Here is a 25,308-nt window from a genome sequence, read left to right on the forward strand (position 1 = left end):
ATTGGTCACCGTTCATCTTGTTGTAAATTAAAGGAATATCCCATGAAAAAACTATCTGTACTGGCTTTATCTGTGATTTTAACAGCCTGCGGCGGTGGCGGTTCGTCTTCCTCACCTACTCCCACGACACCCACAACACCATCTACCCCGACTCCCGCGCCCGACCCGGTGCAGCCTGTTGGCATTTATACCGGCACGTCTAGCAATGACACTGGTAATTATGAAATAGCGGCCCTTATTTCGCCTGATGGTGAGATTAGATTGATTGTGGACGATGGCACCCAGTACACCGCGAATATGACCATTGACGGTTCTACGTTTGCCGCTGAAACCGTTCTAGGCTTTGACTTCTACGGCGAGTTGTTCGCCACCGGTTCGGCGTCCGGAACATTTACTGACGACACTATCACCGGTGAAACATTTGTTAATGACGTCAAGGTTGACGATTTTACAGCAACAAAAGACGATCAGACGGATGATGGCGCAGACTTAGCCACCATTACCGGCAATTACTCAACTTTTAACGGCGCGGCATCATTCGGTTTAGATTCAGATGGTCACTATACAGGCTCGAATACTGACGGCTGTATATTCGAGGGTGATATAACCGTTATTGATAGTGACGTTAATGTTTATCGGGCTGAAATGGACGTGACAAGCTGCGGCGAATACTCCGGTCACTATAACGGATTGGCAACCTATGCGTTTTTGTTTGACGATGATGAATCCCGATCATTGGTAATTCAGCTGGATAACGGGATTTACTCGATATCGGATGCGCTTTATAAGTAATCGCCCAGGTAACAAAAAAGCCGCTTTATCAGCGGCTTTTTAGTCTCTATTGATCAGGGATTAAAATTGCTGTTGTCGACCTGTAGCGACTTCCTCAACAATACCGCCTTTCAGGCGTTTATATCCGGCTTTTAGCTGTTTTGTGCCAGCTTTAAACGGGTTGAAGCCTGCTGATTGCTCTGATTGTTTTTTAACTGCTGTTACTGCTCTGCGTCTGTAAATATCCACGTTGACCACCTTATTTAGTTAGCTTACAGGCCCTTTTTGGCCATATCGATTTTAATTTGATTGATCTCTGTTCGCATTCGCTCTGCCTGCAATTCGACACGCGCGAGCAGTCGCTTATACGCTTCCATTTCAACCTTGTTTGTTGTCGCCTGGGTTGATATTGCGTCGATGTATTTAAACTTTTCGTTGATGGACGCGAACCGAGATTCGATTGATTTTATTGTTGCATTTTCACCGACTGCAACACCTAGATATGAGCTAGGCGCGGCCCCGAGCAAACCGGCTAACAGCGGCATTGCCAGATTTTTCATAACTTCGTTTTTTCTCCGCTCGGTCATTAGTTTTTGCCCCGGATATACTGCCACGTCCGATCACCGAACAGGTAAAACGTGACCATTTGCGCATACTGGGCAAGTTGCACCTGGGTATCTGCTGCGGCGCTCAATGCCACGGCACCCACATATCCGCCAACGATAATAATGCAGGTCGCCGGTCGCATCATGGCGCGAAAATCTGCGACCCATTGCGACACGTTGCCCATTTTATCGAGTTCAGCTAGCGCCTTTAGTTTTTCGGTTTCGGCTTTCATCAGTTGTAATACTTCACTGATGTTGGCCGGTTTTGCGCCAGCGTTACCGGTGAACTTATTAAACAGGGCGCGCACACCATCAGATATAACCGGGATAAAGGCCGGTATTAGTGATTCAATCATCAACAATTCCGCGAGTATGCTTTTTGAGTTGATACACGATCACAGCGCCCAGAATAGCCCCGCCGATAGTCGTTATCAGCCATTTTTTATCAATCATGCCAATGCAATCCCGTTGTTGACCTGATCAAAACTGAACGCCCCGTTTGCCCCTTCGTACTCGGCCATCCAGTAAAGCAAACTAGGGATTTCCGATTCCGAAACTGGCGTCCATGTGAATTTGTTCAGCTTTTCGGCTATATAATCAATGTACGCCTCGGTGTGGTTGTCATCTTCAACCGGCGCCCATCTAGTTATGATTTCAGAAATTGACCCCAACCCATAATCCCCGATGTACTTTTTCACCAGCTTGTAGGCGGCTCTAAATCCATATACCGGATTTGCAAACACCGCAAAACCGGCATTTTCTCCGACTTGGCCGTCCCAGTTGTTAGCGGCATTAAAACGTATGTTCAGCGGGTTATTGTTCCGTACATTTAAATTTGGTCTAAGCATTAAATACCCCGCTAATATTGAAATTATGACGATTGCAACATGCCATGGTTTCACCGGTTAACTGCCTCTTCTGGCGTACCGTCTGCGGTTAATTCAGCGATTCGCCCAGGTGCCAAAATACCAACCGATTCATAGTAAGCGAGGCCATCAAGCAACGCCTGATTCTCAAAATCGATATAGCTGCTTGCGGCTAAATCGTCTTTCAACACTTTGACGACAGGATCAGCGCTGGTTTCAATCGCCACTTTTTCAGCAATGGTGAAGCGGAGCCGGAACGAACCGACAGTGATATGACGGATAGGCGCTGGCGCACTGGACTTGAGTCGATAGCCCTTTTCAGTGCCGCCGATAATGATTTTTTCGTGAATATTTGAATCAAAGCTCATAAATTCACCTCGCCAAACATAGACATGATCACATTTCCAGTACCGGCGGTTTTTTTCACGCGAATCAATATTGATTCGCTCCACTTTATCTCGCTGAGCCTTTGCGAATCTGCCGCATCAACTATTATTTTTTCAGTGTCTGAACCGGTTCCCACTATATCAATAATCAACTCGCCATCAGCCCACACTTTTATGTGGTGATTTCTCGCCGTGATGATCTTTTTAATTGTGCCGGATGATGTTGGGAGATTTAACGCATCAACATCCACTTCACTTGTCAGTGTTGAGTAAAATAAACGTGCCTCGCCTGTTGATTCTATTAGACTTTGCTGTGTTTTCAGATTGACACTTTGACTCTGTAATGATCCTTCTAAATCAGATTTCAAATTTAAAATATCTGATTTAACACTGTCCGATTCACTAGCAACTAACGACTGAATATTCGTCGATTCAGATTCTACAGATGCAATGACAGCCGCCGCTGTTGCGGCTGCATTATCGCCTGTATTGCCTTGCGTGTCCGCCGCCGCATCAGTAACAACAGTTTCAACGTTGTCCGCCTCGGTTGCTACCGCCGCCTGGGTTTCAGTCGCTTTTGCGTCAACCTGGGCCAGAATATCGGCTTTTTGTGCATCAAGTAGCGCTTTGATGTTTATCGGGTTACTGCTCATTCGCGCCACTCCTCAAACCCGCTGATAGTTGCCACGGTTCCGCTGGTGTTTTTCATGTAAATTGCGGCTGTTGTTTTGAATTCTTTCTCGCCGATTGCATCAACTGAGCCGGACATAATACCGCCCTGACTTGCTGACAATGTGGCCGAACCACCCACACGCAATACTGTGAACTCGGCAGATTCAACGTATAACGTGACTCTGCGGCTGGTTTCTTCGCGCGCGTCGATTACTTTTTTTGTTTCGCCTGGGTTGATAGTGACCTGATCAAGTTCGGCAAAATTATCAGGCTGAATTTGGCGTACTTTGCCATCTTCAACAGTGGCACTTGCAGTTACTGCAATCGGCTCGATGATGCGTTTGATTGTAGGCGTATTTTCAATATTAACGGCACCGGAGCCAGCACCATATATGCGAATATTTGCGGTTTCATACTCGATTTCAATAGAGTCTAGTCCGTTGTTGAAAAACTCAACTTCTGAAATACCATCAAGTACAAACTGACGACCCACTTTACCGGCCAACTCCCCAAAAGCAGGAGATTTAACGATAAACTGTCCCGTAGTACTGATAATCGATAAATAAAGCGCGGACGTCTGAACGTTTTTACTTTTTCCGGCTTCAATTGTAAGCAATTCCATTATTTACGCACCCCTGATGCCACGGCCAGCGATACGCCAACCACGCCTATTGCAATTGCGATATATAACACCATTTTTTCAGATGATTTTGCGACGAGATCCTGACCGGCCAAAGACGTTGATTTTGCCAACTCGGCAATAATTTCTTTATCTTCGGTGTTAGCCTCTGCTGCATCGGCTAAAACTTTCTGGCTTAACTGACTATTTGCAGATGACAAACCCGTTAAACTGCTCACAAATTTATCTGACTGGGCCGTCAAATTTGTTGATACCGTGTCAATGGCATCCGTTCCGAACTCCGATACCTCGGTCAGCGCCTTTTGTGCAGTGGTCGAAACTGAGTCCAGCGCCTTGCTAGTGGAACTATTGACAGTATCCAGCGCTTTTTCGCCAAATCCGAATGACTTATCTAGCGAGTCAGATACAATTTTTTGATTAACTTCGGATTGCTTGTTAGCTGCTTCAATTGCCGCTTTGCTGATTTCTTCTGCCGCCTTAATCGCGCCTCCATCAGTGATCGTAATCGTTCCACTATTACCGGCATTATCGCCGGAATAGTCGTACTCTTGATTACTCGAATTATCAATGTCTTGATCAATTTCAACGGAATTATCAATCTCTTGGTCTAGATTAAACTCAGTGTTGTTCGAGTCTTTAACCGAGCGGTCAGATTCATCAATAAAAATATCGGATGCGCCAGCGTATTCACCATCGTTGACTAAATTAGTCGTGCTCTGGTTATTCGCCGTACTTTGGCTACTACTGCTTTTCCCACCCATTACGCAACACTCACTTTGTAAATGTATTCATCACGGCCAAACAGGCGTTTTTTGGTTGCAGATAGAATCACTTGCAAGCCCTTTAAGCCTTTTCTTAGGTGGTCAGGGTTGCGAGTATGGAAACGGATTGTCATTGCACCGTTAGCCACGGCGTAATTGATAATATCCTGACGATTACCGCGCAGGTCTTTACCAACTACAGCCACAACAACAAATTCGCGCCCTTCCATGCGACCAACAACAATCATATTTTTTGCGGCAGTGATAAAAACGCTGGTGACGCCTCGGGCGATTTCAGCAAAAATAACTTTGTCTGAATTGCCCCACAGGGCAGGTTTTAGCTGCTTTTTAATGTCGTCAGTAAGTGAAACTTTATACATTTTTGACCACCAGAATTGCAGCAATGGCCGCAACAACTAATAAAAAAGGAGATACGCCGGTTTTGTAGTTCAGACCGCCAAATTCGTTATCTCCGGCGCTAAAGCCAACGTCACCGTTACCGCTGGTGGCATCACCACCACTGGCTGAATAACTTGCACCTGGAACCATGACTTAATCGCCTTTTGTGTTGATGTAAATCAGGTATCCAGCGCCACCGATGGCCGCAAGCGTCGTTAGTTTACTAACGGCACTTGATGCCCAAAGACCGCCGCCAAAGCCAAGCGCAGCGGCGATTGCTGGTACTAATAAAACCGGCATAGCGCCCCCTCACTTTTTCAAAACAAGAATGACGGCTAGCAACACTCCAGCGCCGATCATCAACGATTGCTGATCCAGCCCGAATAATACCGGCTGACTCGTTGCTGTTGATTGGCCTGTTGTGGTCGCGTTGGCATCTTGACCGCTGTTAACGTTGGCCGCTGGCGAATTACCGTCATCGTCACCGCTGGCCCAACTGCCGAGGGCATTTTGAGCGCCGGTAGAAACCGACTCCCAAGCACCCTCTAAAAAGTCACCGCCAGCATTTAATAGGTCATCCCACATAGATTGCCCCTTATGTTATGCGGCTACTTGTTCAAATCCGTCTACAACGGTTTTAATAGCACCTACGCCGTCAACCTCGAATTCAAAATTCAGACCTTCGGTTGTCAGGGCATCGTTAAAACCGAAGCCAAACAGAATAAAGTCAAGAATCAGGTATCCGGCCTGCAACGTATAACCGCCGTGACGCTTCAAGGCGTGATCAATACGGGCGCGGGTCATTTCGCGGATCGTTTTGGTGCCACGCTTAACAATAACCTTGGAGATTGACACTTCCGATTCATCCAAAATTAAACGTTGGATGGACTTATTCACCGAGCCATTCGGGAATGTCCAATTGTGCGCACCCGCCGCTGCTGCATACTGCGTTAGCTCATACAGCGAAGGAACAAAACGGCGACCACCGCCAACAACATTGGCAGATGGATTTTCAGACACCCAAGCTGCACCGGATACGCTTAATGTTGCCGGGTCTGTGGCGTCTTTAGCGCCGAACTCCAGCGTTAACGTTACATCGTCATAAATGGACGTTGGCAGGCTGGTTTGATAGATACCGCGAGGCGAACGACACTCAAATTTTGCTAAATCAAGATCGATAATACCGGCAGTTTCTGAACGAGAAAGCGCCTTGTTAATCATTTCAAGATGCGCACCGGAAGCCGTCACCATTGGCGTTCCACCAATATCAATGGTTGCTTTTTTCAGGGTCGATTTTACCGCCAAATTGGTTGTAATCTCGATACCGTGGTACACCTGTCCACCCTGTAGTTTAAAGTTCCATTTGCTGTACCCGTTACCGGTTGGAGTGGCGAGCGGTAACATTGCAGGAACAATTACTGATTGGTTCATTATCTGCCCCTTAGCCGATTACATCTTCAACAGCATCAACGTTATTTGATGCCCATACGACCAAAGCTGCCATTGCTGCGGCAATTGCTGCGGTCACTAAATGTGCTTGCATTTTTTTATTCATCTTCATTTCCAGTTAGTAAAAGTTTTTTAGTTACTTTCACAACAACGAAACCGGTCAGTGCTGCCCCTGCTAAGATCAAAATATTCTGTTGGCTCACTATTCACCCGTTCATTACTGCGTTAAGTCGGTTTTTATTAATAGCAATCCTCGACAGGCTTCCGTCAATGCACAAAATGAACGGTTAACCTAATAGGTTAAAAAGGCACAAAAAAACCGCTAAAAAGCGGCTTTTCTGTTTAGTTGAATGTCAATCGTCCCTTTTGCACGTTTCCGATACCTGGGCTTTTTAGGTAATAATCCAGTGGTTTTAACGCGAGAATGTCATTAACTGGAATGTCTGACTCCTTACTCATACGCTCCGCATCGGCTCGGCTTTCCTGTGCTCCAATCCATTTATAACGCGACATAGACAGGGTTGTTTTTGACATTTCGACCACCCTCTGGCCAATTGAATGATTGATAAAGCCGAACTTGCGGCCAACTGACAACAGCCATCCATAAACCGACTTCTCTTTGCTGACGGTATCAGTAACTTGTGGCACTTCCTCATGCACAAGATGAAACCGTTTAGCATGTCGACCATTACCAAACGCTTTGACAATCTCGCAGAACTGCAAAAAGTTTTTGCGGCTCTCCGGCACTGTTAAGGCTATTTTAAAGCCCTGACGGGTTTTTCTACCGGCTGCAATAGCTTTGGCAAAACTAACAAATGATGTATATCGGCGAACCACACGACCACGGAATTCCGTGTAATCATGATGTGGATCCCAAAAGGCGACTTGATCAGTTTCTAGTATCCGGCCTAACCGCTGCACAGCGGCAGTTTTACCGGAGCCGGAACCGCCACAGTACAGCGTATTTTCGTTTTCTAGCTCGTTATTTGAATTAATCGGCTGCATCTTCTTCAACCTGATTTTTGTCGCCAGAATTAGCCTGGGCAATCGCTCTATCTTCGGCTTTTAGCGTTTTGATAGTTGACATAGTGCTACGGCCAAGCATAAATAATCCAAAAATTGCCAGCCCTTCGGCTTTATACTTGCCTAATATCCATTCTTGCAAATCCTTCCCGTCCGGGACGTATTTGACAACAATAGGCGCGAGCAGACCGGCCACCATAGCGCGATCAGTTTCTGGCAATTGGTAGCGCTTATGTACTCCCAAACAAATGCCGAATTCATAAGCGCCGAGGCTCTCATAAATTACGCTAGCTGCTTCGGTTTCGCGCTCCTTTTGAGTTATCAACTCTTGCTTTTTAGCTGCATTTTTTGCGGCTTCGGTGGCCTCTTCTGTCTGCGCGCCTGAGATTTCCGGTTCCGGCACAAAATCAGCGCTTTCATCATCTGCCAAGCTTTTTATCATTTGGCTTGCGGCAGCTTCATCGTATGCTTGTTCGATTTCTTCCGGCTGGCTATCGTTTACTTCTGTCATTGTTAGTCCTTATAGGTTACGCCATGCCCAACAGGCCACCCGCTAAGGCACCTAATACAGCAAATAATATCGGCTTAATTTTTGAATTTTCCGGCGCTGGCTCATTAACCGTAGAAACCGCATTTTCTGCGGCTTCTGGTTGTGGCGGTTCCGGCTCAGAAACCGGTATATTTTCGGCTTCGGTGGTTTGCTCCAGCTGCTCAATCTGCATATCTGGCTCATTAACCGTAGAAACCGCATTTTCTGCGGTTTCCAGTGGTATCGATACAACATCTTTTACCGGTTCAGAAATGCTAATAGGCTCTAGGTCCTCTACCGTTTCACGCATATTTTCCCGGAGCCACTTTTGGCGGTGCTCACCTGAGCGTTGATCGGTGCCACAGGAACAAATAGAATAATAATGGCCGGAGCGCTTTCCCTTCGGATTATGCACGGTTGCAACATCGCCACAATCGCAGCGAAAAACCCCTATTACCGGATTTTTGCTGTCTCTGTTCGGGATATGCCCGACCACGTTGTTATCAACGTCCATTTTTGGTATCAAGCTCATGCTAAACCCTCCAAAATGCTGATTGTTATGCCGTTCAATTCGGCTTGCTTTTGTGCCGCCTCTTTGACTAACGGAATAGCAGAAAAGGCATTAACGCTTGATGCCTTTTCTTGCAACTTTTCTATATCCGCCGCCAGCTTTTTTGCCTGCTCTATTTTTTCCGTCACTTTTTTGTCCTTGCTCTAAATGCCTTTTTTTTCTTCGCTAATCGTTGGCCGTGGGCATGGCTAGGGCTGCTTTTACTCACACCACAAAAGCCAGTTTGACGGGGCGAATTTTTCGAACGATTCAGGCTCAATGATGACATTGCCCGGTTGATTTCATTTCCACTTGGAGCCGATGGACCAATCAATCCCAATGCCATCAACGTACCCAATAAACTTTTCTTCATTTCAGCGCCTTTTTCATTTGTTAAAAACCTTCGTAATCATCACCGGTATCATTGCCAGCGTAAAAACGGGGCAAAGAATCGGTGTTTATTGGAATAAAATCTGGAATATTGGGAACTGTCGCGGCATTGTCATGTATTCGCGTACAGTTATTGACAGTGCTCCAAGAGGCGCGGCTGTCGCCGCTTAACAGGGCGTTGCCCTGCTTTTTTTCGAGTCTGAATTTAACTAATCTGGTTAGCTCTTGGATGTTGTAACAAAGCAAGCCGATAACTTTTTTTATCGGCTCGTTGAACTTGTTTTTCTCCGATATATCGTAAAGCACCCCTACCGGATTTTCGTCGAGAAGCTTTGTAAACTCGCACCACTTGGAGCTGTCAGCGGCCAGCCGAACACGTTCCAGCGCTTCATGTTCTGCGCTACCTTTGAGGCGACGACACTCACGCCAAACGGTAACTGGAGCAGCTCCGAAAAATTGAAACTGCCGTAAGTTCCAACGACTTGCCCATCCTGCGACACGATCAACAGACGTTTGTAAGTCGGATTTAGTTTCAAAATCACTTTCGGTTCCGATATGGTTCGCGTTGATATTCTTGCTGATGTACTTGGCGATATAGCCTGTTGCGCTGCCGAGTTCTGGATCGATGTATTCAATTTTAATTCTCGGTTCATACCAGTACTTAACTGGCTTGCGTCGCCTCCACCCTTCAAACTTCATTTTAAAAGCTCGGTTTTTGTGGGCTTCGATTAACTCTGAGCGCTCATGCTGTGTCGCGTATTCGCGCATAATTGATTGAATCTCTCTAGCATCTTCCGGTCTGCAAAATAAAAGCATGTGCCAGTGTGGTGTTGCGTCTGCGTGTGGCTCTGCGACTCTAACCCCAAACCATTGAATTTCATTTCTATCGATTTTTGCGCGGCATTTTGCCCATTGATTGCACAAGTATTGCTGTGTTTCATTTGGCTTGCTCCGGTTCCACTTTTCGCTGTTTCTGTGATACTTACTAGGCGCTGTCCACGTCACAAAAAACGCCTGGTAGCCGTAATCGTCTGCCAGCTCTTCAAGGCCACGACAACGTACCATTAATTCAATCCGGCGCTTTTCAGGGTTTGCGGTAGTAGCTGCGGCGATTTCGGCAAGACTGATACGTTGCTCGGTTTCTTCGTTGACCACTTCCATTGATTCCAAATACAACTGATTAGCGCGGCGCTGTTGCCGCCACTCTTGCAATGACTGATTGCTCAAATACGGCTGAGTGCCTTTCTTGACGATACCGGCACCAATATTGATAAATTCATTGAACTGGTCACGCATACGGCTAAATTTGCGTAACCACCAGCCATCAGACACCATGCGCAAAATTGCCGATTCTCGCTGCTCAAGGTCGGCTTTTTCTTCATTGAATGGCGGCTTAATGCCGTAATCGACGGCATACTGAGCCAGTTTTGTGCTAATGCGATAAATCCGGAATTCGTAACTATCCTGATCAGCATCATCAGCCGCCAAATTAAGCAGTTTCAAGCAGTGGTCAGACGCTGCTTTTGCTTCTGCTTCCAGCGCTTCAGCACGATACAGCGATTTATAATCTTGAAACGGGCAATCGGCGATAATATCGCGCAACAATTCTGTAGCCTGTCTGATATAGATATTCGCTGATCGTTGTGGATTCTGGGCGCTCTTGGAGTTGTAACGCTTGATATATTCACGCAATAGCTTTTTGCGGATATGCGGTGGCAATCCCTTTGTCAGATTGTCAACAAAGGCTTTATTAGCGTCATATTCACGCTGAAACGTGTTAATTGTTAAATCAGGCAACCAGCGGGTTAACTGACGCTCTGCGCGTTGTTCTGGTGATATTTGCAACGCAATGGTCATACTTTAACCTTTGCTGCCGATTTGATTCTTTCTTGCTCAAACGCTTTGTGTAAATGTGATTTAAACGACTTTTCAAACTCGGCACCGATAAAAGCAACATTAATACCGCATCTAGAAAGCTCGCACGTTTTCAATTCCGAGCTTGGTGCGGACGATGTTATGGTGTCAAAAAAAACAGTTAAACCGCCAGCCGTCATTTCATAACAGTCAGCTTCGTAATTTTTCTTAATCATGCCGCCCACCAGTCAGATCCGACCACGGCAGCGGCGCAAAGTACATAAAACAGAATGAGCAAGTGACGCGCAATCATTGCGCTACGCAAGTTAGAACGTGGCAGCATGATGATCACCACTGACAGACGGAAAAACCCAAACATCATGAATGGCTGGTTGACCATGTATTGGTGAACATTCATCCCACCAGCGCCATATCTCATTTTTGCAATAATCGGCAACGTCTTGATCATGCGAATGTTCACAAGCCAGATAAAGCGCCTTAATTGCCCCAAGCGCCATATCTTCATGATTAGCAACACTGTTGTTATAAACGTCCAGCCAATGACCAAACCAAAATGTTAAATCTTGAAGTCCCATAATCAGCCCACCATTTTTCGCATTGATGCGCCAATTGCAGCGCTGAGCTTTTCGCGCAGCTCGTTATTTTCTTCAACCAGATTTTTCAGCACTCGGTACAGTGACTGCGGCAATACATGATGCAATGGCTGGTACTGGACACAGCAAAAACCGGCGGCGATTTGAGCGCCCCGGTCTATTGCTGTAATAACGTTGATAATTGAACTGTTGAGACTGCCGATTTCAGTATCTGACTTCATTTCGACTATACCGCCGACTTTAAAGTTATTGTCCGGCAAAATCACAGAACGGCGGTCATTACTGCGGGTTTCTGCCATGATTGAATTTGGTACAAAAACAGTTTGATAGTGTTTGAATGGGTGATTCATAACTCACCCGCCATCTTTTCGAGCAATGCCAGCGTCATTTGACAATCTGCCATCGCTCGGTGTGCATTTTTGCTAGGCACAATACCCTGTTGCGCTAACGCATTAGTGAGCTTCTGCCACTTGTACTGATGGCGATAACTGTCCCACTCCCCGTAATACTCCGCATACAGGTTCATCAAACAGCATGCCTTGCTTTCAATTGACCTCAAATCAGCCGCCACAGGCCGCATTACACCCGACAAAACAGCCGATTGCCTGATCATTCTTAGGTCATAACTTGCGTTATAAATAACCACCGGTGCCCCGACCAAAATATCAATTATCGAGTCATATACATGACAAAAACTCAGTGCATCCTCTACCATTTCATTAGTGATGCCGTGTATCGCTGTTGCGTCTGGTGGAATTGGCCTTGTTGGCTTTATCAGAGTATTTAGAAAAACATTGCCACCATCATCAATAATGCTGATTTCAACAATTTCGGCGTTAGAGTCTAGGCCTGTTGTCTCGGTATCCAGAATAAAACAGCCACCCATAAGCGCCTGGCATTCACTAGAAATTCTAAGCAAAGTATTTTTGTCTGTGTTCATGATCATTAACCCCATTTTTGACTAAACTTACCCGAGTAAGGAAACGGGGCCAGCTCTGCATTGCCGCCCCGCATGGGGTAAGTCGTTAATATTCATTAATTTATTGTTTAGCGCTGGTTCAGAAAAAGGCGGCTAATCTGGAAACCTTGGAAGAAAACAGAAAGCCGCTTTTTTGTTTGCAGTGCTGGAAACGCTGCCCTTCGGTTGAGAGTGCGAACAAACACCGAAGTGACAACGTGAAATTAGAATAGTTCTAGGGGTTAGAAGTAGTCAACCCCCTAGAATCATTGCATAGGGTTGAAGCGTTAGATATTCTAATGATGCGAACAAACAAAGAGAGTGCGAAAATGTTAAAAACTACCGACCTGCTTGATAAGCTCAAGGCCGCTTATAATCTGCCGTCTGACTATGCCATTGCAAAGAAGTTAGGTGTAAAACCATCATGTGTTAGCAGATACCGCAATCACGGCGGGACTTTTGATGATTCAATCGCCCTTGAGGTTGCCGAGCTTTTAGAGCTTAACCCCTTGTCTGTCGTGGCCTCCATGCACGCTGAACGCGCCGAGCGGTCACACGACAATAATGCATTTTCATTCTGGCGAGAATACGCCGCATAACGTTAAATTTTGATAATTTGTCAAAACTTCCGCCAGCCTGTAACCCTCGCCCCGCATAGGTTACAGGCCATTTAACGTTATTACCAAGTTATACATTATAGGAATATTTATATATTCGAGGATGAATAAGAGTCACCAAGTATTATGTTGGTCGCACGTATCAGTGTCATTTTGCGCACAGCGTGTCATTAAATGGTTTGAGTTCGAATATTGTCACTGGGACACTATTGGAATGCGTCGCTACGTGAAATCTGAAGCAATCTTCTTGGAGCTAAGCGCAGTTTTCTAAATGGAGAATTTAGATTCGCTACTCAGTTCAAGTAGACGTTGTTATCCCGGCCGGGATATTTTTCGAAGATATACATAAATACCTCGCTACAGGTCTTGGGCCATAAATCGTCATCGTAGCTGTCCGGCAGTTCGTCCAGGATCTCTTCAATCAGATTTCTGACCCTGGCCTTGGTGCGTTGTTTCTTGCGCCAGTCAATCACCAGGGCTTCTTTCATTTTGCCGATCAGGGTTTGAGCGATGCGCTTTACCTTATTTCGCTCATTTTCATTCAGCGGCACGGCTTGTGTCATCAAATCAAACACGGCCAGTTCTTCTTCGCTCAATCCTTCACGAACCGTGCGCTTTTCTTCCGTGTCCAATTCATGGATAAATTGCTTAAGCTGATTGAAGAACTCTTCTGCACTATATGCACCAAGGTTGTATTGCTCAACCAGTTCCTGAAACTTGCGTTGCAAATCCTGGCGATTCTTATTGCGCAGCAACATAGGCTGCAACTTACGTTCAATTAGGTTCTTTAGACGCTCGGCATCACTGGCTTTGGGTTCGATTATATTAGCCACCATGACTGCCAAGGCATCAAAATCAATACCAGCTATATTTACGGGCTCAGGCAGATTACTCTTGATTTGGATCGTTGAAATGGATTCATCCAGTAGTTCATTTACCTGATTACGCACCACATCCAGTACGTCCTCATCGTCGATTTCAAGACCGGATTTTTGACGGAACTGAGCGTAGATCACATTGATGGCGATACGATGCGGCACATACGGATTGGCATCATCATCGGGCAAAATGGCTTTGAAGATACGGTTAATCTGGCGAACAAAGGCGGTAAATTCCTGCAAATAATCCGGCTGCAAAAGGGTTTCGCTGGCATTGTCCAGCAGCTCCAATTTGGTGAAACCGTCCGCCGGTGCGGCAATAATTTCATCAAGCTTAATGCCCTTGCCCGCCAAAAAGACGGTCAACTCCCCTATCGCCACGCCTAAAGCCATGGCCAGTTCGCGCTTGTCCTTGGCCGGGCTGTCCACCTGATAAGGCGGGTGCCCTTCCTGCACCTGTCCGCCACCGTACAAGCCCAGGGCCTGTTGGAGCGCAGAAAAGATATTGATATAATCGACAATCTGCCCGGCCGATTTGCCCGGATATACCCGGTTAGCGCGGGCGATGGTCTGCATCAGGGTGTGACTCTTAAGCGGCTTATCTAGGTAAAGGGTCGATACAGCAGGCGTGTCGAAGCCCGTCAGCCACATGGCGCAGACAAAGACGATTCTTAGGTTGTCGTCTGGATCCTTAAAGAGGTCCGGCCGGTAAAAGCGTTGAATTTAGCCACTTCGCCTATAACTTATTGATAATATAAAGATATATTGACAATCTTCTGCCGCGTATTGTTTATCGAACTGGTGAATATCATTGGCCTGCCTACTTGAAAAACAACAATTACGCAGAGTTACGCGCCATATGCGTAATTACGCAAATCACAGGTAATGCAACCTATTGCGCAGTACAATTTCAGGGTCAAAGCGACGATTGTAGCTGCTTAAATTGCCCCTGTATGGGGTCCTCTGGAAGAACCGACAAATTTGACAAGTTTGGCTCTAACGCGATCATAGCGAGCCCTGTAGTTGCTTGAACTGCCCTTGGATCATCGCCTTTTCCTGAAGTATTACCTTATTCTCGTCAGTCAGAAATGCAATCTTGTCCTGGCAGGCTTTTAGTTCGGCTTTGACGGCCTCCAATGCCTGGGATAACACAGCCACTTGCTTATCAATATCTGCTTTCTGCGAGGTGATCACTGCCATGTTTTCCGCCAATTGTTCATTTTTATGCTGGGAATCTCGATACTTCGTCAAGGCATCTTCAAGATCGCGTTTCAGATCCTGGATATCTTCTATCTTACCGTTTAGCTCCCTGTTTAGCGCTACATTGGCCTGTTCAAGTTTACCGGCGTTGCTTTGTAGCTGTGCATTGGCATCAAATAACTCGGACGCCTTGGACTCGGCCTGGGTGAACCGGTGTTGTAGATCCCGAACCTGGTCTTTTAATCCCTGAGTAACTGTTCGAAACTGTTCGCGCTCCTGCTGACGGTCTTCCGCCGTGCGCTGCTGATAGTGTTCAAAGTGCTCTCGAATATCCTTATTTTCCTGCTTGAGCTCAGCAACACTTACCTTCAGTTCAGCAGTCCGCGCAATCGCTTCGTCTCGTTGTAACTCTGCTTTGGTCAGTTTGATTCTCGTATCTTCCAGCGCCTGAGCTTTTTGGTTTACCTCGTGAGTAAGTTGCCCTATCTGCATATCTAAATCCTTTTGGCGTGCGCTCAGCTGTGCAACCGTGTTGTCAGCGTCATTGAGCTTTTTCCGAAGTTCTTCATTCAGCTCTTTGAATCCCTGTCGGGCCTGCTCGATTCGGTGATCGGCCATCTGCTGAACCCTATCGTGGAGTGATTTCACGACTTCCACCAGGTCGTTTGGGAGCCCGCCGATATCGGTCGATTCTCCGTTATCTGATCGCCAACGTTTGAGTAGTGGCGCGATGGTGCTTTTGCTGCCGGTGCCGAGATGTTCACGCACCCGGTCTACAGTTGGTTCTTGGCGCAGATTTTTGATGGCCTCAGCGGCCTTGGCAACATCGTGGTATGTAACTCCGGCACGGGCCATGGTGAATTCCTCTCAGATTATTTACTACCGTATTACGTGTAACGTAATATAACATTATATTGATGTTTTTCAAGATTGCTTGAATTTAAATTATTAACCCACGATAATGACCATTATCGTAGGTTTAGGCAATCCGGCAGAATTTTCCCACTTGTAACGCTGGTACATAGCCGCCTTTTGAGCGACTGCGACAGGAATCCGATTTATGAAGTACAAACCACCACAATTGGCCACCGACCTACCGTTACGTAATGAGGAGTCGGGTCAGATTGTCCGTCAGAACTCCGAAGCGCTACGTCATTACCTCCAGGCAGCCACATCAGACAACACCCGCAAGGCGTACCGGTCTGCCATCCGGCAGTTTGAAAAATGGGGTGGGCGTCTGCCGACGGATCGGGATACGGTGGTTCGCTACCTGTTAGCCCGTGCTGAGTCGCTTAACTCTCGAACCCTGGATCTCCATCTGACGGCCATCGGTCAGTGGCACCACTATCAGGGAGTCATTGACCCAGTGAAAGATCCGCTCGTACGCAAAACAATGGAAGGCATTCGGCGCACCCATGGCCAGCCCAAACGCAAAGCCAAGGCACTGCGTCTGAAGCACATTGCGCAGATGGTGAATCACCTGCGGCACTTACCGGACAGTAAAAAGAAGCACCGGGATATGGCGATGCTGTTAACCGGTTTTTTCGGTGCCTTTCGCCGCAGTGAACTGGTAGCCATTCAAGTCAGCCATCTGGTGTGGGAGCCGGAGGGTCTGATCATCCGGTTACCTCGCTCCAAAACGGACCAGCAAGCAACAGGCCTGACCCGCGCGTTGCCCTTTGGTGCGTCCAGTTGCTGTCCTGCCAAGGCTGTCAAAATGTGGCTGGATGCGGTAGGCATTTCTAGCGGTCCGCTTTTCCGGCCGGTTAACCGGTGGGATCAGGTTCAAGCAAAACACCTGAACCCAGGGGCCGTTAATGATCTACTTAAAACACTGGGTGAGGCATGCGAGTTCGACTTTGTTCCAGATTTGAGTAGCCACAGTTTTCGACGTGGCTTATCCACCTCGGCAGCACGGGAGCGTGTCGATTTTGAACTCATAAAAAAGCAAGGGGGTTGGAAAAACGATGCCACCGTTTGGGAATATATCGAAGAAGGCCAGCAGCTTTCAAATAACGCGACTCATGTGTTGATGGAGAAAATGGCCGTGCTATTGACATCAGATTGTTGAATGACCCATGGAAAACAATTTACAGGAGCTATCTGGTTTGCCTGTACGATTAAAGTATATGAGCGGGCTTACTTGATTTCGCCTATGGGAGCCTCCTGTTAATCTTGAATCGAATATCGCAGACAACATTGGGAATAGGCCAATCGGTGTGAATTTCGATATACTGTATCTATTGTCGGTTTTTTGTGGAGAAGGACGATGACAACAGCTTTGTCTTTACCCACAGCGCCTTTGAGTACTTCATCTACCAATTCAGCGCGCGACACAGAGACCAAGTCTGGCGACAACTCGGCCGAGCGCAAACAATTAGAGCTCTCTCAGACATCTATTCAACGGCATGTAGAATCTCACCTCGCCGTTACGACACAGTACAGTTCACCACCCAATTACCAGTATAGGCCTCTCGATGGCCAACTCTATGTCGTCTCAGGTGATGTGGCGTTTGATACTTCATCTGAGCCCAACGATCCCAAAGCAACGCTGGAAAAAGCCCAGCTAATAAGCATGGCGTCCATGGCGCCCACTGATCCCTCACTACAGGATCGTAACGCTTCTCAACAAGCGATGGTGATGGCGACACAAGCCAAAGGTGAGATTAACACAGTGTCGGCCGAGCCATTGGGACGACATATCGATGTACTCGTGTGACGATACGAATTTCCTGAACGAAATTCTGTGCTACAGAATTCAGATCGATGGCTCGTCGATGCTGGAGTTCCTAAACCTTTGCGTCTCGACAGGTTTCCTCCCCAAATTCCAACTCAATGGTCGTGTGCGCGAGATCGAACTCGCTGAGACGATCTGCAATTGTCATTTTCAAATCAATTTGCTGCTCCACGGATAAAGCGCGTTGTAATACCAAGTGCGCGGTAAGCACATGGTGCTCTCCATCCAGTGACCACAGGTGGAGGTGGTGAACGCTACGGACCTCATCAAGCGTGGATAGACAGCGGTGAAGTGACTCTGACAGTGCTTTGTCGGGTGCGGCCTGAAGAAATAATCGAGTGGTACTCCAAAGGTTTTTTCCGACATTGAACAAGATGTAGAGGGTAAAAACGATAGACAGTGCGGGGTCTAAAATCGGCCAATCCACAAAAAACAGCACAATGGAAACAATCAGGACGGCCACCCAGCCCAGTACGTCTTCCAATAAATGCCAGTTTAAGACTTTCTCGTTAAGCGTTTTACCCTGGCTAAGCTGATAGGCGGCAATACCATTCACCAGAACGCCAAAAACAGCCAACCCTAACATACCTTCAATTACAGGCATTTCTGGTTGCAACAACTTGGGTATAGCTTTGGTCAGCACCCAGAAGGAGCCAATGATCAATACCAGGCCATTGATCAATGCGCCGAATAGTGACAGGCGACGGTAGCCGTAGGTGAACTCCACGTTCGAACCTTTGTTGCTCAACCTGCCAAGAATCCAGGCGAGGCCGATGGAAATACTGTCGCCGAGGTCGTGGACGGCATCAGCCATGATGGCGGTACTGTTTGTCAGCCAGCCGCCAATAAATTCAATAACCGTAAATCCCAGATTGAGGAAAAAGGCCCAGCCAATACGTTTCGAACTGCTGGAGTGATCGTGGTTATGCATAGTCCCTACACCAAGCGTTTCGGGTTTGGTGCGCGCTGGTGTGAACGTGGCCAGCGCGCACAAACTCGGAAGTGTTAATCGCCGTCTATGGGCAGTACCTGTTCAACCGGACTGACGTAGACCCAACCGGATATGTTCGGTCCGATTTTCCCGGTTTTGCGAATGACGGAGGTCACCTCGTCCACCTGATTGTCTTCACATACCAGGGATAATTGAACTTCTGAGATAACCACGCCGGCTTCGGACGAATAGGCCAACTCACTTTCGCCCAAGGGTTTCAAGCTCCCTTTGATGTCGAGTAACGATATGTTTTTGTAACCTGCATCGCGCAGAGCATCGATGACATCAGCGGTTCGAACGTGGTGAATAAAAGCGGTAATTTGTTTCATGTGAATACTCCAAAAAGTGTTGTCATTGCTATCAGAGGGATCGCGACAAGCCGTTCGACGCCGCGATCCTGACCGTGTCACTGGGCGATCGGTTCGCCATTGTCATCAATCCCTTTTGGCTTTCGCCAAGTCAGTCTATAGAGACCAGGAAGCACCAGAAGCGTAAGTAGCGTGGAGGAGATAATACCCCCGATGACCACCGTGGCCAGCGGTCTTTGGACTTCGGCCCCGGTACTGGTGTTAAGCGCCATTGGCAAGAAGCCCAATGCAGCCACTAAAGCGACCATCAAAATCGGTCGCAATCTCAACATGGCACCCTCGCGAATCGCGTGCTCGACTGATTCACCGCGATTGAGTTCATCCCGAAATGCCGACACCATCATGACCCCCGTCAGCACCGAAACCCCGCATAGGGTAATAAACCCAACGCCGGCGGTAATGGATAGGGGAATATCACGTAACCACAACGCAATAACACCACCCGTCAGTGCCAGCGGTACGCCACTAAAGACCAATGCCGCATCTTTTGCTGAGCCAAACGTCATCATCAGGAGTGCAAAAATCATCACCAAAGTGACGGGAACCAGCAGACTTAAACGCTGTGAGGCCGATTGCAATTGTTCAAACGTGCCGCCGTACTCCAGCCAATAACCGGGTGGCAATTTCACCTGTTGCGCTACTTTGCCCTGTACTTCGGCCACAAAGCCACCCAAATCACGCCCGCGAACATTCGCGCTGACGACCAATCGCCGCTTGCCGTTTTCACGAGAGATCTGATTAGGTCCAGGCGCCAATGTGAGGCTTGCGACTTCTCGCAGCGGTACGTAGCCACCGTCTGGCAACGGTATGGGCAAACGTTCCAAAGCGCTCAAATCGCCCCTTACGCGCTCAGCCACTCGCACCACTATCGAGAAACGTTGATCGCCCTCAAAAATCAGGCCGGCTTCCTCACCACCCGTAGCGGCGGCTACTACGTCCTGCACATCGGCAACATTCAAACCATAGCGATACATCGCAGAACGATCTGCGTCGATGGATAGAATAGGCAAACCGGACACTTGCTCGACTTTCACCCCTTCTGCGCCTTCGATACCGTTCAAAACCGCTGCAATTTCACCGCCTGACCTAAGCAGTTGCGCCAGATCATCGCCGAATACCTTGATCCCGAGGTCTGAGCGCACACCTGAGATCAACTCATTAAAGCGAAGTTGGATCGGTTGGCTGATCTCATAGGCATTCCCGGGTAACAACGATAGCTTCTCACCGATTTCTTCCAACAGTTGCGCTTTGGTTTTGTCGGGGTCGGGCCATTCGCTGTGATCCTTGAGCATGACATAACCATCGGAAATGTTGGGTCCCATAGGATCGCTGGCGACCTCCGCAGTGCCTACGCGCGAAAAGTAGGTTTTCACTTCCGGGATTTCCAGCACAGCCTTTTCGAGCTTAAACTGCATATCCAGGGATTGCGTGAGACTGGTACCGGGTATCCGCAGCACCTGGATGGCAATATCGCCCTCATCCAGATTGGGGATAAACTCCGTCCCCATCCGCGAAGCCAGTGCGCCGACTAACACCACAAAGATCAGCGCTGCAGACAATACGAGCACGCGAAATTTGAGCGCCCATGCCAATATCGGCATATAAAGCCGCTTGGAGTGACGAACAATAAAGTTGTCCTTCTCCTCAATATGCCCGGTCATAAACAACGCTACGGCGGCGGGAATAAAGGTAAGCGATAACACCAGTGCCGATAGCAAAGCCATGATTACCGCCATGGCCATCGGTGTGAACATTTTGCCTTCTACGCCAGTCAGTGCCAGGATGGGTAAATTCACCAGAATCACCACCAAAACACTGATCAAACTCGGTGTGAATACTTCGCGAGTCGCTGTAAACACCGTCTGAAACCGTTCGTCGAGTTTTAAGGTGCGCCCAAGATGATGTTGTCGCCCCGCCAATCGTAAAATGCAGTTTTCAACAATGATGACCGCACCATCCACAATCAAGCCGAAGTCGAGTGCGCCTAAACTCATCAGATTGGCACTGACCTTGGTTTGTACCATGCCCGTCATCAACATCAACATCGACAAAGGGATCACCAAGGCCGTAAGTAATGCCGCCCTGACATTACCCAACATGACCAAGAGCACGACGACGACCAATAGCGCACCTTCGGCCAGATTGGCTTGAACCGTGGCAATGGTTTTGTCGACCAGTACCGTACGATTATAAACCGGCTCGGCAATCACGCCCTCGGGAAGCGTTTTGTTGATTTCCAGCAACTTTGCCGACACCGCCTGAGAAACCGTTCGACTGTTGCCTCCCAGTAGCATGACGGCAGTACCCAGTACCGTTTCCTCACCATCCAGTGTTGCGGCGCCGGTACGCAACTCTTTGCCGAATCCGACATCGGCCACATCGGCCACAGTAATGGGTGAGCCCGCTCGACGGGCGACGATGATTTTTTCTAACGCCGGGATATCAGCCACTTGTCCGGGGGCTCGGATCAAGTATTGCTCACCGTTTTTTTCAATATAGCCTGCACCGATATTGGCGTTGTTTTTCTCCAGCGCAGCCACTAAATCATCAAAGCTGAGTTGATAGGCCAACAGTTTTGAAGGTTCCGGGGTGATGTGGAACTGTTTTTCAAACCCGCCAATGGTATTGACTTCGGTGACGCCGGGAACCAGACGCAATTGAGGACGGATCACCCAATCCTGCAAGGTGCGTAAGGCGGTTGCATCATACGGCTCACCATTGGCTTGCAAGGCACCCGGCTGTGCATGCACCGCATAATGGAAGATTTCACCGAGGCCTGTGGCAACAGGCCCCATGACCGGCTCGATCCCCGAAGGCATTTCGCTTTTGGCTTGTTGTAGCCGTTCATTGATTAGGTTGCGAGCGAAGTAGATGTCCGTGCCTTTTTCAAATACCACAGTCACCTGAGACAAGGCGTAGCGTGACAGCGAACGCGTGCTCTCCACATAGGGCAATCCCGTAATGGCCAGTTCCACCAGGTAAGTAATACGCTGCTCAACTTCCAGCGGTGAATAACCCGGGGCTTCTGTATTGATTTGCACCTGAACATTGGTGATATCGGGTACGGCGTCAATGGGCAGGTTCTGATAGTTCCAGCCCCCTAAGGCCCCAGTCACTAGCACCAGAAACATCACCAGCCAGCGGCGCGCGATGGAAAATTGTATGAGTTTATCGATCATGGTGAACTCCTATTTGGGGTTCATCTGACCGGTGAGTACCGTGTTGGCTGTTCGGTGTTATGGATCGCGCCAATAGCAATTTAGTGTCCATGTTCAGCACCCTCCTTGCCCAGCTCTGACTTTAAAATGAAGCTGTTTTTACTGACATACACTTCATCAACAGACAGGCCAGCCAAGACTTCGCTCAACTCGCCGTCGGTGCGTCCGAGCGTCACCGCACGCGGTTCAAAACCCTCCTCACCCTGAACAAACACGACGGGGTTATCTTCGACGATTTGCAAGGCCTCGTTACGGATCACCACCGGAGCAGCAATCTCCTCACGGGTGATTTGCGCGTTGACAAAAAGCCCGGGTTTCCAGCGGCTTTTCGGGTTGTCAATTAAAACGCGAGCTGTAATGGCCTGATTGCCACCCTGACCATGCGGCGCAATATAGATAATTTTCCCCTCTGCGATTTGGGTTGAATCGAGACTGAGAATGCGAACTTGTTGGCCTAAATCCACCTGACTAACATCTTTGGGAAAAACCGACAGCTCCACCCAAACCGTTGAGAAATCCTGAACAACTAACAATGGGGTATCGGTAGTTTGCTCGCCAACGTTTGCATTACGCTGAGTAACAACACCATTGAGTGCGGACACTATCGAATAGGTTTTCAGACTTTCATTGGCTTCTACGGTTAACAGGGTTTCGCCTTTACGAACCGGATCACCGATACTTTTTTTAACTTCCCGAATAATGCCGTCGAAGCGTGCAGTCACCGACTGTACGCGCTCTGCATTGCTAGCCACGACGCCGTATACCGGTAAGACATCGCGGATAGTCCCCGAGGTAACGGTTGTCAGCCCAATACCAGCATGCTGTATCTGTTCCTGGGTTAGTTCAATGTGGCCTTCTTCGTGCTGCTCTGTCTCCTCTTCGTGGCCAGTCTCTGCAAAGGTTTGTCCCGGCAGCAGCGCGATCGCTAAGCAACTGACAAGAAGATGGGTGATGGTTTTTTTAATGTGTGTTTTGGAGTTCATTGTGGTGATCCTGAAAATGTGTTGTCTTCCCCATACTGAGTCAGGGCCAGAGGCTCTGCTGTCAGCTGCTCAATTTCTGCGCCATAGGTTAAGGCAGCTGCGGCCGCTTCGATCTGAGTACGTCTGGCGCTCAATAGCTCCTGCCGTGCGCTGACATAATCGAGGTACCCGTACCGGCCCCGCTGATACGCCGCTTGAGTTTCAACCAGCGCCTGTTCAAGGGCTGGTATGATGGCGGTATGTAGGACTTTTACCGCAACAATGGCTTGCTTGCGGTTGTGAAAGGCTCGAAACAATTGCGTGTGTAAATCGAGCAGCATCACGTCGCGCTGTGCTAACACCTGATTTTTCTCAGCCAATGCGGTGGAAACGACGCCGGCATTTCGCTCACCTGAAAACAGCGGCATACTGAAGCCTGCAACCAGTGCTGTGTCATCTGTTTCCTGCATTCGACGAACGCCCACCGACCAACTGATGTCGGCGCTGGATTGGGTTTGAGCAAGGCGTATTTCGGCTTCTTTGAGGCGGGACTGCGCTGCGAAAATTTCTATCGCTGGATTCTTTTCCACTTTGGCATACAACCTTTCAAAAGCAACGTCCTCGCCGAACTGGAATAGATCACCTTCCACTTTGTCAAACTCTGGGTTGGTCGCTCCCCACAGGGCAGACAATGCCATTTTCAAATAAGCTAGCCGTTGTTGCTCCGCGAGCAAAGCGAGTTTCGCTTGCTCAGCAGCGGCCTGTGCGCGCTTCACTTCCGCCTCGGGCGTCGCTCCCGCATCAGCCCGCTTTTTCACAATGCGTAAGCTTTCGTTTCCCAACTGAGCGGCTTCTTTCGCCAGTTCAACCTGCGCCTGTGCTGCAAGCACATCGACGTAGCGGCGTGTGACTTCACCTAACAGCGCCAGGGATTCCACCTGGCGATGAGCATCGAGAACCGACCGACTGTGGGATACCACGCCCTGCCGAGCTGAGCGCTTATCCCCCATTTCGATGACCGAAGACAGAGCAACGGTTAGTTCGGCACCACTTACGCCCCTGAAATCCCCGCTGCCCCCGACATTTTCAGCGTCAAAACCCACTTCATAGGCTGGCCGCAACTGGGCCGATTCTGCCTGCCCTTGAAGAGCGTCATAGCGGTAGGAAAAAATTTTAAGAGACGGGTTTTGTGACAATGATCGCTGCACCGCAGTGGTCAGCGTGATCGTTGAGTCCCCAGGCGCGGCGTAAAGCGCCGAAGAAAAAGTAAACAATAGTAAACTGAACAGAACGCAGCGGTTTCTGATATTCCGCCGTTCCCATGCGCATAAACAAGGCGCAGTATGTGTTGGTAACATATGGTAGATCCTACTTTTTTAAGATAATTCGAACCGCGCATTGCAGCGATAACTGCAACACAGGAAAAGACTTAATCAGTAAAATCAGGCTATTGGAGGGCGGTACAGCGATGAGGATGGCGCCTCGGGAATGAGGGCATGATAGTCGTTATGTAACGAATGTTTATGCAAAAAAAACGAATGAGTCAGGATGCCGGATAAATAGACATGGCAATGGCAGCCATGGTGATGACAATGAAACAGACCGTCAGTGGGGGCATTTTGATTTGTGGGATCAGTTGCGTCTTGCAGCATTCCTGATAATGAGCCCTCGGAGGAATCAGTGGAAAAAGGGGCTGTGTCCGAATAATCAATGGGATGCACGTCAGCCATAGCTGTCAACGATTGCAGCGCAATCAAGACTAACAGCAAATATGACAATGCTTTTCGATTCATAAATCGACTATATTCCCAGTGAAATGTGACATGCCGTGGAGTTTACCATCTATAGCCGCAGATTCAACCACAAACCT

35 protein-coding genes are annotated in these 25,308 nt (G+C 48.3%); 4 read left to right on the plus strand and 31 right to left on the minus strand.

Features of this window, described 5'->3' with window-relative positions:
• Positions 1-42 precede the first annotated feature (42 nt).
• Positions 43-792: a hypothetical protein gene (locus V1467_RS09360; protein ID WP_416308525.1), complete on the plus strand. Its 750-nt coding sequence runs from the start codon at positions 43-45 to the stop codon at positions 790-792.
• A gap of 60 nt (positions 793-852) precedes the next feature.
• Here the strand turns inward: V1467_RS09360 and V1467_RS09365 are convergent, their stop codons facing one another.
• The 23 genes from V1467_RS09365 to V1467_RS09475 form a co-directional block, all read right to left on the minus strand.
• Positions 853-1,020: a hypothetical protein gene (locus V1467_RS09365; protein ID WP_416308526.1), complete on the minus strand. Its 168-nt coding sequence runs from the start codon at positions 1,018-1,020 to the stop codon at positions 853-855.
• Positions 1,021-1,043: 23 nt separating this feature from the next.
• Positions 1,044-1,331, minus strand: coding sequence for a hypothetical protein (locus V1467_RS09370; RefSeq protein ID WP_416308527.1), 288 nt, complete (start codon positions 1,329-1,331; stop codon positions 1,044-1,046).
• Between the two features lie 26 nt (positions 1,332-1,357).
• Entirely contained in the window at positions 1,358-1,732 is a 375-nt protein-coding gene (locus tag V1467_RS09375) for a hypothetical protein (RefSeq protein WP_416308528.1), read from the minus strand.
• Between the two features lie 93 nt (positions 1,733-1,825).
• Positions 1,826-2,278, minus strand: a complete 453-nt coding sequence (locus tag V1467_RS09380; RefSeq protein ID WP_416308529.1) for a hypothetical protein — start codon at positions 2,276-2,278, stop codon at positions 1,826-1,828.
• A complete protein-coding gene (locus V1467_RS09385) occupies positions 2,275-2,610 on the minus strand; it encodes a hypothetical protein (protein ID WP_416308530.1) in 336 nt (111 codons plus the stop codon). The genes V1467_RS09380 and V1467_RS09385 overlap by 4 nt, the downstream gene beginning before the upstream one ends.
• Positions 2,607-3,281, minus strand: a complete 675-nt coding sequence (locus V1467_RS09390) for a hypothetical protein (protein ID WP_416308531.1) — start codon at positions 3,279-3,281, stop codon at positions 2,607-2,609. Before V1467_RS09390 ends, V1467_RS09385 begins: the two co-directional genes overlap by 4 nt.
• A complete protein-coding gene (locus V1467_RS09395; protein WP_416308532.1) occupies positions 3,278-3,922 on the minus strand; it encodes a hypothetical protein in 645 nt (214 codons plus the stop codon). Before V1467_RS09395 ends, V1467_RS09390 begins: the two co-directional genes overlap by 4 nt.
• Positions 3,922-4,701 carry a hypothetical protein gene (locus V1467_RS09400; protein ID WP_416308533.1) on the minus strand — a complete coding sequence of 260 codons (780 nt, stop codon included), beginning with the start codon at positions 4,699-4,701 and terminating at the stop codon, positions 3,922-3,924. The genes V1467_RS09395 and V1467_RS09400 overlap by 1 nt, the downstream gene beginning before the upstream one ends.
• The gene (locus V1467_RS09405; RefSeq protein WP_416308534.1) at positions 4,701-5,081 is read right to left on the minus strand and encodes a hypothetical protein; all 381 of its coding nucleotides are present in this window, start codon (positions 5,079-5,081) and stop codon (positions 4,701-4,703) included. Before V1467_RS09405 ends, V1467_RS09400 begins: the two co-directional genes overlap by 1 nt.
• Complete coding sequence (locus V1467_RS09410) at positions 5,074-5,250, minus strand: hypothetical protein (protein WP_416308535.1); 177 nt, start codon at positions 5,248-5,250, stop codon at positions 5,074-5,076. Before V1467_RS09410 ends, V1467_RS09405 begins: the two co-directional genes overlap by 8 nt.
• 3 nt (positions 5,251-5,253) lie before the next feature.
• Positions 5,254-5,400 (minus strand): hypothetical protein, encoded by a 147-nt coding sequence (locus tag V1467_RS09415; protein ID WP_416308536.1) that lies wholly within the window; start codon positions 5,398-5,400, stop codon positions 5,254-5,256.
• A 9-nt stretch (positions 5,401-5,409) separates the two neighbouring features.
• Positions 5,410-5,685: a hypothetical protein gene (locus tag V1467_RS09420; protein ID WP_416308537.1), complete on the minus strand. Its 276-nt coding sequence runs from the start codon at positions 5,683-5,685 to the stop codon at positions 5,410-5,412.
• Positions 5,686-5,700: 15 nt separating this feature from the next.
• On the minus strand, positions 5,701-6,531 hold the full coding sequence (locus V1467_RS09425; RefSeq protein WP_416308538.1) for a major capsid protein P2: 831 nt from the start codon (positions 6,529-6,531) through the stop codon (positions 5,701-5,703).
• A gap of 360 nt (positions 6,532-6,891) precedes the next feature.
• Positions 6,892-7,554, minus strand: a complete 663-nt coding sequence (locus V1467_RS09430) for a hypothetical protein (RefSeq protein WP_416308539.1) — start codon at positions 7,552-7,554, stop codon at positions 6,892-6,894.
• Entirely contained in the window at positions 7,541-8,083 is a 543-nt protein-coding gene (locus tag V1467_RS09435; protein WP_416308540.1) for a hypothetical protein, read from the minus strand. Before V1467_RS09435 ends, V1467_RS09430 begins: the two co-directional genes overlap by 14 nt.
• A 16-nt stretch (positions 8,084-8,099) precedes the next feature.
• Positions 8,100-8,633 carry a hypothetical protein gene (locus V1467_RS09440; RefSeq protein WP_416308541.1) on the minus strand — a complete coding sequence of 178 codons (534 nt, stop codon included), beginning with the start codon at positions 8,631-8,633 and terminating at the stop codon, positions 8,100-8,102.
• Positions 8,630-8,800, minus strand: coding sequence for a hypothetical protein (locus V1467_RS09445; protein WP_416308542.1), 171 nt, complete (start codon positions 8,798-8,800; stop codon positions 8,630-8,632). Before V1467_RS09445 ends, V1467_RS09440 begins: the two co-directional genes overlap by 4 nt.
• Positions 8,797-9,024 (minus strand): hypothetical protein, encoded by a 228-nt coding sequence (locus V1467_RS09450; RefSeq protein WP_416308543.1) that lies wholly within the window; start codon positions 9,022-9,024, stop codon positions 8,797-8,799. Before V1467_RS09450 ends, V1467_RS09445 begins: the two co-directional genes overlap by 4 nt.
• 20 nt (positions 9,025-9,044) lie before the next feature.
• Complete coding sequence (locus V1467_RS09455) at positions 9,045-10,838, minus strand: replication endonuclease (protein ID WP_416308544.1); 1,794 nt, start codon at positions 10,836-10,838, stop codon at positions 9,045-9,047.
• Positions 10,839-10,894: 56 nt separating this feature from the next.
• On the minus strand, positions 10,895-11,131 hold the full coding sequence (locus V1467_RS09460) for a hypothetical protein (protein ID WP_416308545.1): 237 nt from the start codon (positions 11,129-11,131) through the stop codon (positions 10,895-10,897).
• 90 nt (positions 11,132-11,221) lie between these two features.
• Complete coding sequence (locus V1467_RS09465; protein ID WP_416308546.1) at positions 11,222-11,491, minus strand: hypothetical protein; 270 nt, start codon at positions 11,489-11,491, stop codon at positions 11,222-11,224.
• Positions 11,492-11,493: 2 nt separating this feature from the next.
• Entirely contained in the window at positions 11,494-11,859 is a 366-nt protein-coding gene (locus tag V1467_RS09470) for a hypothetical protein (RefSeq protein ID WP_416308547.1), read from the minus strand.
• Positions 11,856-12,449, minus strand: a complete 594-nt coding sequence (locus V1467_RS09475; RefSeq protein WP_416308548.1) for a 3'-5' exonuclease — start codon at positions 12,447-12,449, stop codon at positions 11,856-11,858. The genes V1467_RS09470 and V1467_RS09475 overlap by 4 nt, the downstream gene beginning before the upstream one ends.
• 347 nt (positions 12,450-12,796) lie before the next feature.
• On the opposite strand from V1467_RS09475, the gene V1467_RS09480 reads away from it, so the two are divergent.
• A complete protein-coding gene (locus V1467_RS09480; protein WP_416308549.1) occupies positions 12,797-13,066 on the plus strand; it encodes an XRE family transcriptional regulator in 270 nt (89 codons plus the stop codon).
• A 311-nt stretch (positions 13,067-13,377) separates the two neighbouring features.
• On the opposite strand, the gene V1467_RS09485 is transcribed toward V1467_RS09480, so the two are convergent.
• Both V1467_RS09485 and V1467_RS09490 read right to left on the minus strand, forming a co-directional pair.
• Entirely contained in the window at positions 13,378-14,685 is a 1,308-nt protein-coding gene (locus V1467_RS09485; RefSeq protein WP_416308675.1) for a type I restriction enzyme endonuclease domain-containing protein, read from the minus strand.
• Positions 14,686-14,967: 282 nt separating this feature from the next.
• Complete coding sequence (locus V1467_RS09490) at positions 14,968-16,017, minus strand: DNA-binding protein (RefSeq protein WP_416308550.1); 1,050 nt, start codon at positions 16,015-16,017, stop codon at positions 14,968-14,970.
• 205 nt (positions 16,018-16,222) lie between these two features.
• Here V1467_RS09490 and V1467_RS09495 point away from each other — a divergent pair, with 205 nt between their 5' ends.
• On the plus strand, positions 16,223-17,233 hold the full coding sequence (locus tag V1467_RS09495; RefSeq protein WP_416308551.1) for a site-specific integrase: 1,011 nt from the start codon (positions 16,223-16,225) through the stop codon (positions 17,231-17,233).
• 198 nt (positions 17,234-17,431) lie between these two features.
• Positions 17,432-17,881, plus strand: coding sequence for a putative metalloprotease CJM1_0395 family protein (locus V1467_RS09500; protein ID WP_416308552.1), 450 nt, complete (start codon positions 17,432-17,434; stop codon positions 17,879-17,881).
• A 70-nt stretch (positions 17,882-17,951) separates the two neighbouring features.
• Here the strand turns inward: V1467_RS09500 and V1467_RS09505 are convergent, their stop codons facing one another.
• From V1467_RS09505 to V1467_RS09530, 6 genes are all read right to left on the minus strand, one after another.
• The gene (locus V1467_RS09505) at positions 17,952-18,830 is read right to left on the minus strand and encodes a cation diffusion facilitator family transporter (RefSeq protein WP_416308553.1); all 879 of its coding nucleotides are present in this window, start codon (positions 18,828-18,830) and stop codon (positions 17,952-17,954) included.
• 74 nt (positions 18,831-18,904) lie between these two features.
• A complete protein-coding gene (locus V1467_RS09510; protein ID WP_121465543.1) occupies positions 18,905-19,219 on the minus strand; it encodes a P-II family nitrogen regulator in 315 nt (104 codons plus the stop codon).
• A 77-nt stretch (positions 19,220-19,296) separates the two neighbouring features.
• Positions 19,297-22,437 (minus strand): efflux RND transporter permease subunit, encoded by a 3,141-nt coding sequence (locus V1467_RS09515; RefSeq protein WP_416308554.1) that lies wholly within the window; start codon positions 22,435-22,437, stop codon positions 19,297-19,299.
• 80 nt (positions 22,438-22,517) lie between these two features.
• The gene (locus V1467_RS09520; protein ID WP_416308555.1) at positions 22,518-23,459 is read right to left on the minus strand and encodes an efflux RND transporter periplasmic adaptor subunit; all 942 of its coding nucleotides are present in this window, start codon (positions 23,457-23,459) and stop codon (positions 22,518-22,520) included.
• Complete coding sequence (locus tag V1467_RS09525; protein ID WP_416308556.1) at positions 23,456-24,796, minus strand: TolC family protein; 1,341 nt, start codon at positions 24,794-24,796, stop codon at positions 23,456-23,458. The genes V1467_RS09520 and V1467_RS09525 overlap by 4 nt, the downstream gene beginning before the upstream one ends.
• Before the next feature lie 84 nt (positions 24,797-24,880).
• Positions 24,881-25,231 (minus strand): hypothetical protein, encoded by a 351-nt coding sequence (locus V1467_RS09530; RefSeq protein WP_416308557.1) that lies wholly within the window; start codon positions 25,229-25,231, stop codon positions 24,881-24,883.
• Positions 25,232-25,308: the final 77 nt, after the last annotated feature.

The sequence above is a fragment of the Neptunicella plasticusilytica genome (assembly GCF_047922965.1).
Taxonomy (GTDB): Bacteria; Pseudomonadota; Gammaproteobacteria; order Enterobacterales; family Alteromonadaceae; genus Neptunicella; species Neptunicella plasticusilytica.

What these genes read in the sequence shown, in the direction of transcription:
- V1467_RS09415 (WP_416308536.1), bottom strand. Translation starts at nt 5,400, where the DNA reads ATGCCGGTTTTATTAGTACCAGCAATCGCCGCTGCGCTTGGCTTTGGC.
- V1467_RS09420 (WP_416308537.1), bottom strand. Translation starts at nt 5,685, where the DNA reads ATGTGGGATGACCTATTAAATGCTGGCGGTGACTTTTTAGAGGGTGCT.
- V1467_RS09410 (WP_416308535.1), bottom strand. Translation starts at nt 5,250, where the DNA reads ATGGTTCCAGGTGCAAGTTATTCAGCCAGTGGTGGTGATGCCACCAGC.
- V1467_RS09385 (WP_416308530.1), bottom strand. Translation starts at nt 2,610, where the DNA reads ATGAGCTTTGATTCAAATATTCACGAAAAAATCATTATCGGCGGCACT.
- V1467_RS09510 (WP_121465543.1), bottom strand. Translation starts at nt 19,219, where the DNA reads ATGAAACAAATTACCGCTTTTATTCACCACGTTCGAACCGCTGATGTC.
- V1467_RS09370 (WP_416308527.1), bottom strand. Translation starts at nt 1,331, where the DNA reads ATGAAAAATCTGGCAATGCCGCTGTTAGCCGGTTTGCTCGGGGCCGCG.
- V1467_RS09495 (WP_416308551.1), top strand. Translation starts at nt 16,223, where the DNA reads ATGAAGTACAAACCACCACAATTGGCCACCGACCTACCGTTACGTAAT.
- V1467_RS09530 (WP_416308557.1), bottom strand. Translation starts at nt 25,231, where the DNA reads ATGAATCGAAAAGCATTGTCATATTTGCTGTTAGTCTTGATTGCGCTG.
- V1467_RS09440 (WP_416308541.1), bottom strand. Translation starts at nt 8,633, where the DNA reads ATGAGCTTGATACCAAAAATGGACGTTGATAACAACGTGGTCGGGCAT.
- V1467_RS09465 (WP_416308546.1), bottom strand. Translation starts at nt 11,491, where the DNA reads ATGGGACTTCAAGATTTAACATTTTGGTTTGGTCATTGGCTGGACGTT.
- V1467_RS09480 (WP_416308549.1), top strand. Translation starts at nt 12,797, where the DNA reads ATGTTAAAAACTACCGACCTGCTTGATAAGCTCAAGGCCGCTTATAAT.
- V1467_RS09490 (WP_416308550.1), bottom strand. Translation starts at nt 16,017, where the DNA reads ATGGCCCGTGCCGGAGTTACATACCACGATGTTGCCAAGGCCGCTGAG.
- V1467_RS09500 (WP_416308552.1), top strand. Translation starts at nt 17,432, where the DNA reads ATGACAACAGCTTTGTCTTTACCCACAGCGCCTTTGAGTACTTCATCT.
- V1467_RS09400 (WP_416308533.1), bottom strand. Translation starts at nt 4,701, where the DNA reads ATGGGTGGGAAAAGCAGTAGTAGCCAAAGTACGGCGAATAACCAGAGC.
- V1467_RS09475 (WP_416308548.1), bottom strand. Translation starts at nt 12,449, where the DNA reads ATGAACACAGACAAAAATACTTTGCTTAGAATTTCTAGTGAATGCCAG.
- V1467_RS09505 (WP_416308553.1), bottom strand. Translation starts at nt 18,830, where the DNA reads ATGCATAACCACGATCACTCCAGCAGTTCGAAACGTATTGGCTGGGCC.
- V1467_RS09390 (WP_416308531.1), bottom strand. Translation starts at nt 3,281, where the DNA reads ATGAGCAGTAACCCGATAAACATCAAAGCGCTACTTGATGCACAAAAA.
- V1467_RS09395 (WP_416308532.1), bottom strand. Translation starts at nt 3,922, where the DNA reads ATGGAATTGCTTACAATTGAAGCCGGAAAAAGTAAAAACGTTCAGACG.
- V1467_RS09450 (WP_416308543.1), bottom strand. Translation starts at nt 9,024, where the DNA reads ATGAAGAAAAGTTTATTGGGTACGTTGATGGCATTGGGATTGATTGGT.
- V1467_RS09435 (WP_416308540.1), bottom strand. Translation starts at nt 8,083, where the DNA reads ATGACAGAAGTAAACGATAGCCAGCCGGAAGAAATCGAACAAGCATAC.
- V1467_RS09375 (WP_416308528.1), bottom strand. Translation starts at nt 1,732, where the DNA reads ATGATTGAATCACTAATACCGGCCTTTATCCCGGTTATATCTGATGGT.
- V1467_RS09525 (WP_416308556.1), bottom strand. Translation starts at nt 24,796, where the DNA reads ATGTTACCAACACATACTGCGCCTTGTTTATGCGCATGGGAACGGCGG.
- V1467_RS09360 (WP_416308525.1), top strand. Translation starts at nt 43, where the DNA reads ATGAAAAAACTATCTGTACTGGCTTTATCTGTGATTTTAACAGCCTGC.
- V1467_RS09430 (WP_416308539.1), bottom strand. Translation starts at nt 7,554, where the DNA reads ATGCAGCCGATTAATTCAAATAACGAGCTAGAAAACGAAAATACGCTG.
- V1467_RS09425 (WP_416308538.1), bottom strand. Translation starts at nt 6,531, where the DNA reads ATGAACCAATCAGTAATTGTTCCTGCAATGTTACCGCTCGCCACTCCA.
- V1467_RS09470 (WP_416308547.1), bottom strand. Translation starts at nt 11,859, where the DNA reads ATGAATCACCCATTCAAACACTATCAAACTGTTTTTGTACCAAATTCA.
- V1467_RS09515 (WP_416308554.1), bottom strand. Translation starts at nt 22,437, where the DNA reads ATGATCGATAAACTCATACAATTTTCCATCGCGCGCCGCTGGCTGGTG.
- V1467_RS09405 (WP_416308534.1), bottom strand. Translation starts at nt 5,081, where the DNA reads ATGTATAAAGTTTCACTTACTGACGACATTAAAAAGCAGCTAAAACCT.
- V1467_RS09460 (WP_416308545.1), bottom strand. Translation starts at nt 11,131, where the DNA reads ATGATTAAGAAAAATTACGAAGCTGACTGTTATGAAATGACGGCTGGC.
- V1467_RS09520 (WP_416308555.1), bottom strand. Translation starts at nt 23,459, where the DNA reads ATGAACTCCAAAACACACATTAAAAAAACCATCACCCATCTTCTTGTC.